This is a genomic window from Streptomyces sp. NPDC034084, assembly GCF_055575535.1.
Window position 1 is genome coordinate 847344 of record NZ_JBVISK010000003.1, and the last position, 12892, is coordinate 860235.

The 12892-nt window shown below is 68.3% G+C and carries 15 protein-coding genes and 4 pseudogenes; 8 read left to right on the forward strand and 11 right to left on the reverse strand.

All coding sequences use genetic code 11. The features are described 5' to 3' along the window. Nucleotides 1-14 precede the first annotated feature (14 nt). The 5 genes and pseudogenes from ACZ51I_RS14845 to ACZ51I_RS14865 form a co-directional block, all read right to left on the reverse strand. Nucleotides 15-441 (reverse strand): annotated as a pseudogene (locus tag ACZ51I_RS14845) (class I SAM-dependent methyltransferase); the annotation flags it as partial. A gap of 717 nt (nt 442-1158) precedes the next feature. After that, the gene (locus ACZ51I_RS14850) at nt 1159-1497 is read right to left on the reverse strand and encodes a hypothetical protein (protein WP_468875524.1); all 339 of its coding nucleotides are present in this window, start codon (nt 1495-1497) and stop codon (nt 1159-1161) included. Between the two features lie 90 nt (nt 1498-1587). After that, complete coding sequence (locus tag ACZ51I_RS14855) at nt 1588-2124, reverse strand: hypothetical protein (RefSeq protein ID WP_468875526.1); 537 nt, start codon at nt 2122-2124, stop codon at nt 1588-1590. Nucleotides 2125-2231: 107 nt separating this feature from the next. Next, nucleotides 2232-2324 (reverse strand): annotated as a pseudogene (locus tag ACZ51I_RS14860) (IS5/IS1182 family transposase); the annotation flags it as partial. Between the two features lie 585 nt (nt 2325-2909). Then, nucleotides 2910-3113, reverse strand: a complete 204-nt coding sequence (locus ACZ51I_RS14865; protein WP_215030177.1) for a cold-shock protein — start codon at nt 3111-3113, stop codon at nt 2910-2912. A 385-nt stretch (nt 3114-3498) separates the two neighbouring features. On the opposite strand from ACZ51I_RS14865, the gene ACZ51I_RS14870 reads away from it, so the two are divergent. Further along, on the forward strand, nt 3499-3774 hold the full coding sequence (locus tag ACZ51I_RS14870; RefSeq protein WP_468875529.1) for an early set domain-containing protein: 276 nt from the start codon (nt 3499-3501) through the stop codon (nt 3772-3774). Between the two features lie 84 nt (nt 3775-3858). After that, nucleotides 3859-4275 (forward strand): CBS domain-containing protein, encoded by a 417-nt coding sequence (locus ACZ51I_RS14875; RefSeq protein ID WP_468875531.1) that lies wholly within the window; start codon nt 3859-3861, stop codon nt 4273-4275. Between the two features lie 424 nt (nt 4276-4699). Here the strand turns inward: ACZ51I_RS14875 and ACZ51I_RS14880 are convergent, their stop codons facing one another. Then, a complete protein-coding gene (locus tag ACZ51I_RS14880; RefSeq protein WP_468875533.1) occupies nt 4700-5272 on the reverse strand; it encodes an ArsR/SmtB family transcription factor in 573 nt (190 codons plus the stop codon). 74 nt (nt 5273-5346) lie between these two features. Between ACZ51I_RS14880 and ACZ51I_RS14885 the strand changes: the two genes are divergently transcribed. Then, nucleotides 5347-6078 carry a hypothetical protein gene (locus ACZ51I_RS14885; RefSeq protein WP_468875534.1) on the forward strand — a complete coding sequence of 244 codons (732 nt, stop codon included), beginning with the start codon at nt 5347-5349 and terminating at the stop codon, nt 6076-6078. A 527-nt stretch (nt 6079-6605) separates the two neighbouring features. Here ACZ51I_RS14885 and ACZ51I_RS14890 read toward each other — a convergent pair. After that, nucleotides 6606-6815 carry a hypothetical protein gene (locus tag ACZ51I_RS14890; RefSeq protein WP_468875536.1) on the reverse strand — a complete coding sequence of 70 codons (210 nt, stop codon included), beginning with the start codon at nt 6813-6815 and terminating at the stop codon, nt 6606-6608. Between ACZ51I_RS14890 and ACZ51I_RS14895 the strand changes: the two are divergent. After that, nucleotides 6797-6973, forward strand: a pseudogene (locus tag ACZ51I_RS14895) (IS5/IS1182 family transposase); the annotation flags it as partial. The gene ACZ51I_RS14890 and the pseudogene ACZ51I_RS14895 overlap by 19 nt on opposite strands. Before the next feature lie 86 nt (nt 6974-7059). Here the strand turns inward: ACZ51I_RS14895 and ACZ51I_RS14900 are convergent. Both ACZ51I_RS14900 and ACZ51I_RS14905 read right to left on the reverse strand, forming a co-directional pair. Then, a complete protein-coding gene (locus tag ACZ51I_RS14900) occupies nt 7060-7500 on the reverse strand; it encodes a hypothetical protein (protein WP_468875538.1) in 441 nt (146 codons plus the stop codon). Nucleotides 7501-7579: 79 nt separating this feature from the next. Further along, entirely contained in the window at nt 7580-7978 is a 399-nt protein-coding gene (locus ACZ51I_RS14905; protein ID WP_468875540.1) for a YybH family protein, read from the reverse strand. 197 nt (nt 7979-8175) lie between these two features. Here ACZ51I_RS14905 and ACZ51I_RS14910 point away from each other — a divergent pair, with 197 nt between their 5' ends. Together ACZ51I_RS14910 and ACZ51I_RS14915 are read left to right on the forward strand one after the other, a co-directional pair. Beyond that, a complete protein-coding gene (locus ACZ51I_RS14910) occupies nt 8176-8793 on the forward strand; it encodes a dihydrofolate reductase family protein (RefSeq protein WP_468875542.1) in 618 nt (205 codons plus the stop codon). 4 nt (nt 8794-8797) lie between these two features. Beyond that, on the forward strand, nt 8798-9226 hold the full coding sequence (locus ACZ51I_RS14915; protein ID WP_468875544.1) for an alpha/beta fold hydrolase: 429 nt from the start codon (nt 8798-8800) through the stop codon (nt 9224-9226). A 117-nt stretch (nt 9227-9343) separates the two neighbouring features. Here the strand turns inward: ACZ51I_RS14915 and ACZ51I_RS14920 are convergent, their stop codons facing one another. Continuing rightward, nucleotides 9344-9601: a hypothetical protein gene (locus ACZ51I_RS14920; RefSeq protein WP_468875546.1), complete on the reverse strand. Its 258-nt coding sequence runs from the start codon at nt 9599-9601 to the stop codon at nt 9344-9346. Nucleotides 9602-10259: 658 nt separating this feature from the next. Here ACZ51I_RS14920 and ACZ51I_RS14925 point away from each other — a divergent pair. Then, nucleotides 10260-11141: a hypothetical protein gene (locus ACZ51I_RS14925; protein WP_468875548.1), complete on the forward strand. Its 882-nt coding sequence runs from the start codon at nt 10260-10262 to the stop codon at nt 11139-11141. Nucleotides 11142-11398: 257 nt separating this feature from the next. Here ACZ51I_RS14925 and ACZ51I_RS14930 read toward each other — a convergent pair whose 3' ends face one another. Beyond that, nucleotides 11399-11830 (reverse strand): ATP-binding protein, encoded by a 432-nt coding sequence (locus ACZ51I_RS14930; RefSeq protein WP_468875550.1) that lies wholly within the window; start codon nt 11828-11830, stop codon nt 11399-11401. A gap of 258 nt (nt 11831-12088) precedes the next feature. On the opposite strand from ACZ51I_RS14930, the pseudogene ACZ51I_RS14935 reads away from it, so the two are divergent. Beyond that, nucleotides 12089-12880, forward strand: a pseudogene (locus ACZ51I_RS14935) (IS5 family transposase); the annotation flags it as partial. Between the last annotated feature and the right edge of the window lie 12 nt (nt 12881-12892).

Here is a 12892-nt window from a genome sequence, read left to right on the forward strand (position 1 = left end):
AGCTCCTCCGTCGGCTACCGGGTGGCGGGGGTCGCGGGCATGGCGGAGCCGCCCCCGCGGGCGGGGCGGACGGAAAGGATCTGGTCGACGCCCATGCGGCGCTCGGCGAAGGCCAGGGACGCGTCGGCCAGGTAGAGGCGCCACGGCCGGTGGTCTCTCCGACAGGTCTTCGACCTCCGACCAGTGGTTTTCGAGGCGAGCGCGCCAGGCGTCGATGGTGAGCGTGTAATGCTCGCGATGGGACTCGACGAAGCGGACTTCCAGGCCGGCGGCCTCCAGCAGGCCAACGGTCCGGCCGACGGGTCGCATGTGCATGTCGGGAGCGATGTACGTCTCGATGAACGCGCCACCACCGGGCGCGTCGCCGCCGCGCGACATCTGCTGGATGAGGAGGCGTCCTTCGGGACGCAGAGCGTCGTGCAGGAGGGCGGCGAAGGCGGGAACCTTGCGGGCACAGTCCGGGCACAAGAGGTAGCCGGGGAGCCCTCCAGCGCCGTCAAAACTCGTCGACATGATGAGGTCCAGTGATCACTGATTGCTGCCCAAAGTCATCGACAAACGCTGTCCGCCTTCAGGTTCTGGCTCAGCCTTCGTGGGCGCGCTCCTTGCCACCGGCTTTCCAGCCGATCACTCGGAGTCGCTGCAATCCCCTGCTGCTACAAACGGCTCCTCACACTGACCATGTAGGACACGGCCAAAGCGGATTGTGGTGCGTTATCGACGCAGCAACCCGTCACCAGCACCGTCCGCCTCACGGTCGACGACATCCTCGGCGACGGGGCCACCGTCGCCGCCCGGCTGGGCGATCCGCGTCCCCGCTCCCGGAGCCCGTCGCTGACCTCATGCGGGCCTACATCCAGTCCCGCCAGCACCTGCCCTACGTCAGCAGCAGAAGTTCACAGTGGCTCTTCCCCGGCCGCCAGCCCGGACAGCGCATGAACCCGGTGAGCCTCCAAGTCCACCTGCGAGAGATCGGCGTCCCGCCGCAGCGCGGCAGGACCTCCGCGATCCGACAACTCGTCCTCCAGGCCCCGGCTCCCGTCATCGCGAAGGCACTCGGCTACTACGACAAGACAGCCACCCGCCTCCTTGCCGGAGCCGGAGGAACTGAAGCAGATATGCCCCTGGCGACCACTCACGGTGACGTCAGGATTGACCTCACTGAATCCAATTGTGGAAGCGCGCCCGCCTGGGACCGCACGCGCCGTCGGCGAGGGCCTTGTCGTAAGCCCGCTGCACGGCGGCGTCGGTTTCGGCCTTCGGCGCATTCATGGGGATGTATGCCCCAGAGTAGACGACGCACGACGAGTCGTAGACCGGCCACAGCGCCCACGAACCGAACGCGACGACGGCGGCCATCGCTGTGAGCACGGCTGTGAATCGGCGGCGCGGCGTGGAGAAGAGACGGGATATCACCAGCGGATGGTACGGAACGGCGCACAGGCAGCGGACAACCGGGGTCTTGTGCCAGCAGATGACGGCACCTTCGACGAACACACACGGTGACACCACGACTGACCTCACCGAGGAATACGCGACACCTCAACATGCGGCCTACCAATCCCGAGGCCGGAGAGGTCGGTGGGTTCAGGGAAACCGAAGTCTGTTCAGCGGAATCTCACGGGTCTGTCCGTGCGCATCAGCTGGGCGAATCCGTGGGTTCGGCGGGAACCGCGGGGTGGGCTGCGAGGCGGCGGGCTTCGGCCGTGACCTGGGCATTGACCTGGCCCACGGCTCTGTCACCATATTCGAGGAGTCGTACTCGTCGTCGAGTTCAGCGAGGCGCTCGGTCAAGGGCATCTCATGTCCATGGCGCTGATGGATCCGGAAGGCGAACTCCCGAGCCGTGAGCTCTCCGGCGAGCATGCGGCGGGCGAGTGTGCGGGCGGCGGCCTCCTGACCAGTCTCACTGCCGACCGGGTAAAAAGTGAGGGCGAGTTCGTCGAGTGCTGCGGGAAGCAGGTCGTGGACGTCGTGGCCCGCCTCGGCACGCGTGCAGGCGGCGAGGACTCGAAGGCCGGGGGTGTCGAGACCGGCGACGAGTGCATCACAGGCGGCACTCACGACTTCGCTCGCGCGGATTTCCCCCCTCCCGCTGACGGTGGTTCGCCGCCACCTGCGCACGGGCGACACCCTGCCGCCTTACGCCGGGACCTCACCGAGCAGTGCACGACGGCACTCGTCCTGGAACGAGGCGAAAACGTGTACTGCTCGCTGCCGTGGGCGTCGACTCGGATGCGTAGGAGTCGGAAGCCGTGGAGCCAGGCGATTGTGCGTTCGACGACCCAGCGGTGGGCGCCGAGGCCGTGCGGGACGCCCCGGCGGGGCGACTATCAGCCTCCGCTCGGCTTCCGCCTACGACTTCTGAACGATCTCCATGCTCCTCAGAACACCGAGATCACTGACGCAGCGTGACCGATCACATGTCTTGTGCCAGACGCCAAAGAGACCGCCCTCAACACAGCGGGGCGAAGTCGAGAGCCCGGAGGATTCGCCAACAGCGTCAGCACACTGGCCGGGCCAGAAGACGCACATCGGCATGAGTTGCTCACGGACCAGTCTCTGGTGAACTCACTCAGGTTTACGGGACAGCCCTTAACCTTCTGCTGTGGACCTCTGCTTCTATCCGGTACCTGTGCGCGGCGATGCCCAGCCGCGGGGCGAGGTGGAGGGCCGTCTCACGGATTGCCGGAAGACCGGTGGACGTGGTGTGGAGCCCTGGAAGTCGCAGCTCAGCCTCCAACGCAGCTGACCTGCGCCTTGGGGATGCTGAACAGCCGCCAGGATGCCCGCAGCCGCGCCTCCGGCCCGGGCGGCTCGCCATAGCGCGACCAGGCCATTGCACCGCTCCAAAACGCACGGCACCCGCCCGGCGGGCATCGCGGGGCGGGTGCCGTGTGGGCGCAAGGTCAGGCGGGGGTGATGTTCTCCGCCTGGGGGCCCTTCTGGCCCTGGGTGACGTCGAAGTTCACCTTCTGGCCTTCCTGGAGCTCACGGAAGCCCGAGCTGGCGATGTTGGAGTAGTGGGCGAAGACGTCGGGGCCGCCGCCGTCCTGCTCGATGAAGCCGAAGCCCTTTTCTGCGTTGAACCACTTCACGGTTCCGGTGGCCATGTCGTCCTCCAAGGGGACTGGGATTCGGTCCCGCACCGTGCGGGAACCGGAGGTGATCGCCCTGGTCCTCAGAGAAAACAGAAAAATCGCCCATGCATGTTGCGCTCACGGGCGACCGGTACTTCGGAACCATGACAGCTGCCGCCGACGCTACACGCACACTCCCGGCCCCACCATCAGAACATCCCCGAACGGGTGGCGAGAGCCGGCTCTTGTCACCCGGGCCCGGCTCGTTCCCCCACGAGCGAGGGGGCCGACTCCCGGCGCGGTTGCCAGTGCCCGCACGGGTGATGGGAGGACTGCATACGGCCGCGTCCGGCTGCTCGTCTTCGCAGCGGGATCGAGGATGAGTCGGAACAGTCCCCTGCCGACAGGAGTCCCTTCCATGCTGGAACGCAAGCAGCTCAAGGACCGCACTCAGGTCACCTTCGTCTTGCCTGCCGAGTCGCCTCCCGGCCCGGTCAGTGTCGTCGGCGACTTCAACGACTGGCAGCCCGGCACCCACATCCTTGAGCCCCGCGAAGACGGCATGCGCGCCATCACCGTCGCCCTGCCGGGCAAGAGCGTTCATTCCTTCCGCTACCTGGCCGCTGGCGACTACTGGTTCGACGAGGACCACGCGGATGAACACGACGGCGTCAACAGCCGTCTGCACACCTGACCCACCCCGGACGGGTCCACTCGACGTGCCGTCCCCGCCCCAGGAACACCACCCGTACGCGCACCCACAGCGAAGGAGCACCGAATGACCACGGCTCGCGAGATCATGACGGAAGGCGCCGAGTGCATCGGCGCGCAGCAGACGGTCCTTGAGGCCGCCAAGAAGATGACCCAGCTCGGAGTCGGTGCGCTGCCGATCTGCGGCGAAGACGACAAGCTCAAGGGCATGCTCACCGACCGCGACATCGTCGTGAAGGTCCTCGGCGTCGGCAAGGACCCGGCCCAGTGCAAGGCCGGTGAACTCGCCCAGGGCGAGGCGGTCACCATCGGCGCAGACGACGAGGCCGCGGAGATCCTGCGCACGATGACCGCGCACAGGGTCCGGCGCCTGCCCGTCATCGACGGCCACCGCCTGGTGGGCATCGTCGCGCAGGCCGACGTCGCCCGCGCACTGCCCGACCCGCAGGTCGGTGACCTCCTCGAAGCACTCTCCACCGACTGACGACCTTCCCACTTACGCAGCCCTCGGGCTGGGGGCGCAGCCGGCCGGCCGTGACGTCACCGCCCGCCCGGCTCCTCGATCGTGAAGGCGCTGCCAGTGTGGAGCAGCCGCAGTAGCCGGGCTGGGTCGTCATCGAGGGAGCCGCCAAGGTCGGCCTGCACACCCCCGAGTTCGCGCTGCAGATGACCCGCCGACCTCACCGGCCTCCTCCAGCCTGTGGTCGCTGAGGAGATCTTCTGGGGCAACGGCGGCACGGGCCAGGCCCTGCTGGGCACCTTCCTGCCCGCCGCAGCGCTGATCGGCGCCGTCGCCAAGGAGCAGATCGACACCTGGCTGCCCGCCTTCTTCGGCACCGCCGGTGACCTGGCCGTTGCCGCCCTGCGCGCCGGTCGGCCGATCAGACAGTTCGTCGGCCGGCTGCCGATCAGTCAGCGGGCAGGCCGAACCAGCGGAGGAGTACGGGTCGTGCGTCGTCGGGGGCATCCTCGGGGCCGCGGGCGTAGCGTGCGAGCAGGTCCAGATAGTCGTCATGGAACGCGTCCAGCTCGCCCTTCGTGAGATGAATGAGGCTGCGTGAACCTCGCATCCAACCTTCGGACTCCGCCTGCCCGGCGGTGAACTGTCGGGCGAGATCGACGTCCTCCTCCATCCTCATCCGGTCCAGCTCGGCCGACATGGCGCGCTCGGCCTCCGTCAGCTCGCCCTGCGGGGGTCTGCGGATGTCGAGGCCGCGCACACCGCGCCACCAGCGCTCACGCCCGGTGGAGCGCTCGGGGATGTCCTCGATGAGGCCACTGCGCTCCAGCATGCGCAGGTGGTAGCTGAGCGTCCCGGTGTTTTCGCCGAGGGCGGCGGCCAGCGTGGTTGAGGTGGCAGGGCCGACCGCGCCGAGGTGGCGCAGGATGCGCAGGCGCAGGGGGTGTGACAGGGCCTTGAGCACCTCGGGGCTGTCGAGGGTGCGCCGCGCTGGGTGTTCCGCTCTCCGCTCGTTCGTCATGACAGCAGCCTACCAACAGCAGCGATTCTTCTGCAGATGTTCCTATGCAGAGAAATCTCTGCGATGCTGGGTCCATGACACCGAACCGAGTGACCTTGAAGCGCACAGTCCACCGCTTCACAAGTACTGCTGCGGCGGCACTGCTTGCCGGACTCGCCCTGGGCGCCGCACCCGCGGATGGAGCTGAACAAGCGGCGGATCTGCCCCAGTTCGACTTCTCCGCCTGCCCGACCGTCGACGAGCTGCCTGCGGGTGCGGACCCCGGGACCTGGCGCTGCGAGGTCATGCACGCCACGGGGCATCTGCGCATGGGCGCCGTCGACGAGCCGCTCACCGAACCTATGAAGATCACCTTTGCGGAAGGCCGTGTGGACGGTGAATTCCGCCAGATCTTCGGGGAGATGACCGCTGCACCAATCCGGGTAGGACGAACCCCGTTGACCCTGACTCCGCAGTACGGCGGCTACTCGGACTTCCTGTCCGACGACACTCGGCGCGGCGAGTTCGACCTCAAGTTCGCCCTGGGCTCGGCGCACGGGCTGGCCCTGCCGCCGTCGGGCTGCTCGGTGGGCAGTGATGAGGACGCTGTCCACCTTGTGCTCAAGGACACCGTTCCCACCCGGGTGATATCCAAAGAACCCCTGGTCCTCGCCTTCGGCGCCCAGGACGCGGACTTCGCCGCCCCGGGGACCAGTGGCTGCGGTCCACTGAGCCGCGCGCTCGACCGGGCCCTGGGTTTGCCTTCCGCGACGGGGGCGAACGCCTTCGACATGGACGTGACCGTGGCCATCCGACCCTACGTGTAGGCCGGTTCGGTTGGGTCATCGCCAATACTTGAGAGTCATGTGAGGTGGTTCAGGCCGCGTGAGCCTTAGAGCGTTCTGCGAGGTGGCCGCGCTCGAAAAGGGCTCCGGCCCATCGCCGACGGCCACGACGGGAGCGCGCATCCAGCGTCGCCGGCAGTCCCGCAGCAGACACGCCCAGGATGCCGCCGCGCCGGATCGCCGCGAACGAATGGTTGGCTCAACCCATAACCGCCAGGACGGCTACCTGGGTACAGAGCCGTGTTGCACCCCTGATCTGCGGAGACACCCGATCTTCGCTGGGGCTGGGGGAGCGCGTTGCACTCTCGGAACAGCATCGGACCCTGGGCCTCCAAGAAGCCAGGGTCCGGTCATGACGTTGGGAGCGGTCAGAGGTTGTCCGGGGCGGCCTGGTGTCGTTTCGTGGGGGTGTTCCGTGTCCTCGTGTGGTCCTGCCTTCTAAAGGGCCGACGTGTGTTTTAGCTGGTCACAGCGTTGTGTGGTGTGAGGTCGTCGGACGGTGCGGGGGGTTACCGGTGGGGTGTGGTGAGTCGGTTCGGGGTGGGGTGGTGGTGGGTTTCGGCGAGGTGGTCCAAGCGGATCGCTTCGAGGCTGGTTTTGGTGATGCGATCGGTGCCGTCGCTGATGGCGGTGATGGCTGCTCGGCGGATGAGGCGGGTCCGGCCCCCGATACGTCCTGCGGTCCGCTGGTGGAGGTTGGCGGCGTGGCGGGGGAGCATGCCCGGCTGGTGTGGTTCCCAAGAAACGGAACACGGTCGAACGGGCTATCAACCGACTGAAGCAGCACCGGGCGGTAGCCTCCCGCTACGACAAGCGCGGTGACGTCCACCTCGGCACCGTCACTGCGGCAGCTCTAACGATCTGGCTCCGCACATGATCGACGGAAATGCTCCGTGGCACTGAGCCTGCAACGTTCCGCGCAGCCGTAGTCGAGATTCTGCACCTCACAACAGCCATCGACCGCTAGGCGGGGCGGAGGACGGAATCGATCTCTGCCAGGCTTTCGCGCAGCCGACGGGCCCCCCGGGCAACACGATCGTCGGTGTCACCCGACATCTCCTCGCAGAGCCGTAGCGCCTCGTCCAGGTCGTCCGAGAAGATGCTGAAGACATCGAAGATCGCGGTGTGGATGTAATCGGCGTGGTTGTCGCTGGCGACTGCCAGTGCGGACGCGACTATCGTCAGTCCGGCCCTGTCCTTTCGCCGAAGCAAGCCCTCCGCGGTCCGCCGGGTGACGAAGGTGTCACCACTGTCGAGCACAAGCCCCAGCAGCGGCTCAACGGCCTCCGGCATCTCCGCGAACCCTGCCAGGCTGTGACCGGCATCCGCCCGGTCACGCCAATCATCGCTTCGCCCGAGTTCGCCAAGCGTCACGACCACCGCGCGCCGCAGGTCACGGTCCACGGATTCACCCGCCCCTTCTCTCGCGATTCCGGTCAAAATATCACCGGGGCGCCCTACCGGATGATCGCCAGGACAGGTCCTAGTCGGTCAGCGTGTCGGCATGCCGGTGGGCGACCCGCCAGGCGCCGTCTTCCCTGCGGTACACCTGGGTGGCGCGCAGCGTGTACGTACGGGGCTGCCCGTCCACGGAGGTGGAGGTGTGTTCCAGGCCGACGGTGTAGGCCATGTCGCCTCTGACGTCGTAGGTCTGCAGCTCGAATGTGTACGAGGTGCAGTCGGAGAAGGTCTTTGCGAGGCCGGCGAAAAGGGCGTCGAGCTCCTCTAGGCCCGCGGCGCTGCGCCACGCTCCCAGGACGCTCACCGGCTCGGTGCGCGACCAGAGCGCACGTCGGGGAGCGGCGTCGCCGTTGTGCAGCGCGACCTCCGCCTCGTACAACGCGGTCCTGACCCACGTCAGGAAGTCGTCACGATCGGACATGCTTCCATCATCGCTCGGCGTTGCGCCTGCGGCCTGCGCCGCCCCGTACAGGGGAACGGATGTGTCCCGGCCCCGCGCGAAGCGCCTCCGCGAAACGTCCGGCGTGCCGCCTCGTGCATCGAGCCGTCTAGTTCGTGTCCGCCACGCGCTTCCTGCGTGAGCGATGACTTCGGTCGGCGGATCGGGTCTGCCCTGGTATGACTCGCATCATCGCTGACATCTCGGTCTCTCTCGACGGCTTCGTCACCGGGCCCGACCCCGGCCCTGACAACGGTCTGGGCACCGGCGGCGAGGCGCTGCACGCGTGGGCGTTCTCCGACGACCCCGACGACCGCCGCATCCTGCGTGAGGGCACCGCCCGCTCGGGCGCCGTCGTCCTGGGCCGTCGCCTCTTCGACGTGGTCGACGGGCCGGACGGCTGGGACGACACGGTCGGTTACGGTGCCGGCGAGGTCGGCAGACCCGCGTTCGTCGTCGTGACGAGATCGCTGCCGGAGTCGGTGCGGCTGGCCGATCTGGACTGGACGTTCGTCACCACCGGTCTGCCCGACGCCGTCGCCATCGCGCGCGAGCGAGCCGAGGCGGCGGCCTCTGCCAGCGGTAGGGACCTGGACGTGGTCCTCATGGGCGGCGGCGCCACGGTCGCCTCCGCGCTGGAGGCCGGCTTGCTCGACACGCTGGCATTGCATCTCGCTCCCGTGGTGCTGGGCGCCGGGACACCGCTGTTCACCGGGGGAGCACCGCGCACGCTGATGCAGCGGAGCGTGGTCTCGACCTCGACCGCGACGCACCTGACCTACGACGTCCTGCGGTGATCAGATGACCGCTGTCCGCGTCAATGGGGTCATCTTGGGCGTCGAGTCGTACGGTGAGGACGACGCGCCGCTCGTCTTGCTGGTGGGCGGGACAACGATGCTCTCCGGGCCCGACGCACTGTGCGAGCATCTCGCCGCAGGTGGCCGTCGTGTGGTGCGCTACGACCTGCGCGATCCGGAGGCGCCTGCCTATACCCTGCGCGACCTGGCCGCCGGCGCGGCGGCCCTTGCCGGTGCGCTCGGCAGGGGGCCCGCGCACCTGGCCGTCATACCCGCCCCGCGGACCGGACCCCGCCAATCCGCCACACCCGGCGTTGGATCGCGCATCGCGGCAGCGCCCTGCTCTCCAGCGCCTTACGCGGCGCCGCCCACGCCACCGGCGCTGGACTCGTCGGTCTCGGCTTCTACCTCATCCAGCAGCAGCTCTGACTGACCGAAGCCTCAGTCGGTCGCAGGACACGCGTAGGGCCCGCACCTATCAAAGGTGCTGCGCCCTTCGCGTAACCGAGGTAGCAGGTCAGGGTGAGGACGGTGCTGGGCTGTCCACCGGTTACGGCCTGGCGGCGTTGACGGCTTCGATGGGGGCGGTGTTTGCGAAGCTGCCGGTCGGGCTGAACGCGGTGAGTTCACGGCCCAGGCGTTCTTTGCAGGCGGCCTGCTTGGTGCCGAGGACGGCGGGGCTGGCGTAGGAGAAGGAGTACTGCAGGCTCGTCCAGGGTGCGGGTGAAGGTCTGCTTCCGGTCTCGGTGCGGGAGAAGGCGGAGCGGCGCAGTGCGTCGTCCCGGTCTTCGGCACCACGAGACGTCACCGGCAACGCCAATCAGCAGGAAGGCGCACAAGAGTGCGGCGAGGCCATCAAGAGCTGCCCGTGCAAGAGTCCACCCCACCCCGATCCGCCCCCGGCAGCACGCGCCGGGGGCGGGCGGCGTTCGCGCCCGAGCGATCGTACGGAGTGAGAAGGAGAGCGGAGGCGAGGCCTTGACGGGGCGTCCGATCGGGCGGAGAGCTGGGCCCGGGAGGCGTGGGTCGCCCTTCTCCGCCCCGTCCGCCCATACGCTCGCTGACGATCAAGGAGGTCGGATGCGGTACCGGACCGTCCGTGGCGTACGCGCCACAGTGCTCGCTTTGCTGATGCTGCTGGGTATGTCGGGTCTTGCCGCCTGCGATCCCGATAAACCAGACCCCGCTCCCACGACCTCGCCGACCGGGGACACCGACGCTCCAACGTCCGAGGAGCCGGATGCTCCTCCGGCGCAGGACACGGGCGGTCCTTCGACGGAGGAGCCGCGGGATCCGGCGAACACGTCGCCCGGTGGCTATGTCCCTCCCCCGCCTCCCCCGCCGGAGGAGACCGCCGACGAAACGACTGATCCGCCCTTCGAACCGACCCAGACAGCCCCTCCGCCGACGCCCGAGGAGCCCTCACCGGGAGACCCCGAACTTCCAGAGCCGGCTCCCGAAAGCACGTGAGCGGGCCCTTCGTGCACGGGACGGAGCAGCCCCCGCCCAGCGCCGGGAAACCGCCGCGTCAGGCCGGGGGCGATCTTCACGGGCCGTCTGCCCTCGTCAAGATCGTCGTCGCTCAGGGGACGTTCATCGCCGCGCTGATGTTCTACATCGGCGCGATCTACACCAGCACCTATTACGACTACTTCAATCTCCGCTGGGGTTCGCTGAACCTGGGGTTCAGCCAGGTCGCCCTGGAGAGCCTGAATCTGCTGAACCTGGACATCCTGGTGGCGGCTGGGTGCGTGGCCCTGCTGGTCTGTGTCCCGTGGAGCCGCCGCCCCCGTCGGGTGACGCGCATCGAGGCGGCCGCGGCGCGCTGGTACCCGCTCCTCGTGGTCGCAGGGATCGTGCTGCTCGCGCTGTGGCAGGAGATCCAGCCGTACGGCTGGGCCGGGCCCCTGACCATCGCTGTCGGGCTTCTTCTGAGCCAGTGCCGGGATGCCGAGGGGCGCCGCCCGCAAGGGTTCCGCCGCCAGGCTGTTCCGGTCTTCGCCGCCGGCATCTTCCTCTTCTGGACGGTGACCAACGTGGCCTGGCAGCAGGGCAGGCAGGACGCTCGGGCACATGCCGCTGCCGTCACCAGCTGGACGGGTGTCCTCGTTCTCAGCACCAAACCACTGAGTCTGCCGACGGGTTCGGTGCGAGAGGAGAAGCTCCCGAACGACCATTTGCACCCTTACCGGTACTCAAATCTGCGCCTGCTCACGGAGCACGACGGCCGCTACTTCGTGGTGCCACGCAACTGGAACGCGCGGGTGGACGAGATCTACGTCATTCGGGAGAGCGAGTCCATCTGGATCGCGCTGACCCCCGGCACGCGGCCCCGGCTGATGGACTGAATGAGCCGGGACGGCCGCTGATCAGCCAGCGGCGCGTACATCGCCCTAGCCACGGCCATGCCGCGCACCCGCTCGACCCTGCCCCGCGCGCAGGGGCGCCTTCACGGAGGAGGGCGTCGCCTTCAAGATCGGCAGTAGTGCCGTCGGCGCGGCCGTCCTTCTCGGCGGCAGTATCACCGGGCCGCCCCATCTTCCACTGCCGTCGACGTGGCTGGGCGGCGTGCGGGGGATGGCCCGGCGAGCCGTGACCGGGGGAGTCAGGTCAGGCGCAGGCATCCTGTGATGGTCTTGCCATGGGGGTGGCTGGTGATGTGGATGTGCTGGGCCAGGCGTTGGACCAGCGGCCATCCGTAACCACCCGGCTCGCCGGCCGTGACGGTGCGGGCTGAGGGGCTGCGTGGGTCTTTGTCCCCGACAGTCACGTGGAGGGTGTCGTCAGCGATGTTGCTGTGGAAGGCGGTGAGGCCGCCGCCGTGGCAGATCGCGTGGCTGACCAGTTCAGAGGTGATCAGGAGCGCGTCGGCAGCGATGACGCTGTCGAGGCTGATCCCCGCGCACTGCAGCAGGGCACGCACCCGGTCGCGGGCGGCGGCTGCGGTGGCCGGCAGCCCTGGTGAGTCACCTGTGGTACTGGCCCCGCGACGACCGGTGGAGCCGCAGGTCCCGTTGATAGTGGTGTGCGCATCCATACCGTCACCGCCTGCCCGTGGCCACGCCGACCATGCGCCCACAGCCGGGCGGACTTTCCGGGCCTCGTACAGGCCGGGGCAGGAGGTCGCCAATTCGCGAAGCACGTTCGGAATGAGCCGGCCACCATGGAGGAGCCCGACCACCCGACGAGGCTGCGGCTGCCCTCCAACCACAGTTGCGGGACAATTCTTAGACTCCTAACAAAATGATCCTCAAGGTGGTTGCATCACTCCGGGACCGACGATCCGGGGATTGGAGTGGCGCGGCCGAAGCCGTGGGAAGTCGACCACGAGCTGTGGGCAGTGATCGAGCGGCTGCTGCACAAGGTGGAGCGTCGGCCCCGGCACCCCGGGCGGAGGCGGCATCCGGACCGGCTGGTGTTCCAGGGCATCCCGTTCGTCCTGCACACCGGGGTCGCCTGGGAACGCCTGCCGCAGAAACTCGGCTTCGGTTCGGGCATGACCTGCTGGCGCCGCCTGGCCGAGTGGACCGAGGCTGGAGTCTGGCCCCGGCTGCACAAGGTCCTTCTGGCCAAGCTCCGCAGCGTGAACGCCCTGGACTTCTCCCGGGCGGCCGTCAACGGCTCCCACATACGGGCATTGAAAGGGGGAACCAAGACGGCACGAAGCCCTGTTGACCGGGGCAGGACGGGCAGCAAGCATCACCTGATCACCGACGCCACCGGTATCCGGCTCGCCGCCACCTTGACCGGCGCCAACCGCAACGACGTCACCCAGCTGATCCCGCCGCTCCAGACGGTGCGGCCGGTGAGGGGCAAGCGAGGCCGGCCCCGGCGCCGCCCGGACGTGGTGCTGGGCGACCGCGGCTACGACCACGACCAGTACCGCCGCCTCGTCCGGGATCTCGGCGTGCAGCCGCTGATCGCCCGCCGGGGCACCGAGCACGGCTCGGGCCTGGGCACGCAACGCTGGGTCGTGGAGCGAGCATTCGCCCACCTGTACTGGTTCCGCCACCTGCGGATCCGCAGGGAGATCCGGGACGACATCCACGAAGCCTTCCTCGCCCCCGGATGCGCACTGATCTGCTGGCGCCGCCTGAAC

Coding starts and splice junctions, on each gene's coding strand:
- ACZ51I_RS14890 (WP_468875536.1), bottom strand. CDS start 6,815: ATGCTCCCCCGCCACGCCGCCAACCTCCACCAGCGGACCGCAGGACGT.
- ACZ51I_RS14880 (WP_468875533.1), bottom strand. CDS start 5,272: ATGACGAACGAGCGGAGAGCGGAACACCCAGCGCGGCGCACCCTCGAC.
- ACZ51I_RS14875 (WP_468875531.1), top strand. CDS start 3,859: ATGACCACGGCTCGCGAGATCATGACGGAAGGCGCCGAGTGCATCGGC.
- ACZ51I_RS14885 (WP_468875534.1), top strand. CDS start 5,347: ATGACACCGAACCGAGTGACCTTGAAGCGCACAGTCCACCGCTTCACA.
- ACZ51I_RS14930 (WP_468875550.1), bottom strand. CDS start 11,830: ATGGATGCGCACACCACTATCAACGGGACCTGCGGCTCCACCGGTCGT.
- ACZ51I_RS14910 (WP_468875542.1), top strand. CDS start 8,176: ATGACTCGCATCATCGCTGACATCTCGGTCTCTCTCGACGGCTTCGTC.
- ACZ51I_RS14870 (WP_468875529.1), top strand. CDS start 3,499: ATGCTGGAACGCAAGCAGCTCAAGGACCGCACTCAGGTCACCTTCGTC.
- ACZ51I_RS14905 (WP_468875540.1), bottom strand. CDS start 7,978: ATGTCCGATCGTGACGACTTCCTGACGTGGGTCAGGACCGCGTTGTAC.
- ACZ51I_RS14865 (WP_215030177.1), bottom strand. CDS start 3,113: ATGGCCACCGGAACCGTGAAGTGGTTCAACGCAGAAAAGGGCTTCGGC.
- ACZ51I_RS14915 (WP_468875544.1), top strand. CDS start 8,798: ATGACCGCTGTCCGCGTCAATGGGGTCATCTTGGGCGTCGAGTCGTAC.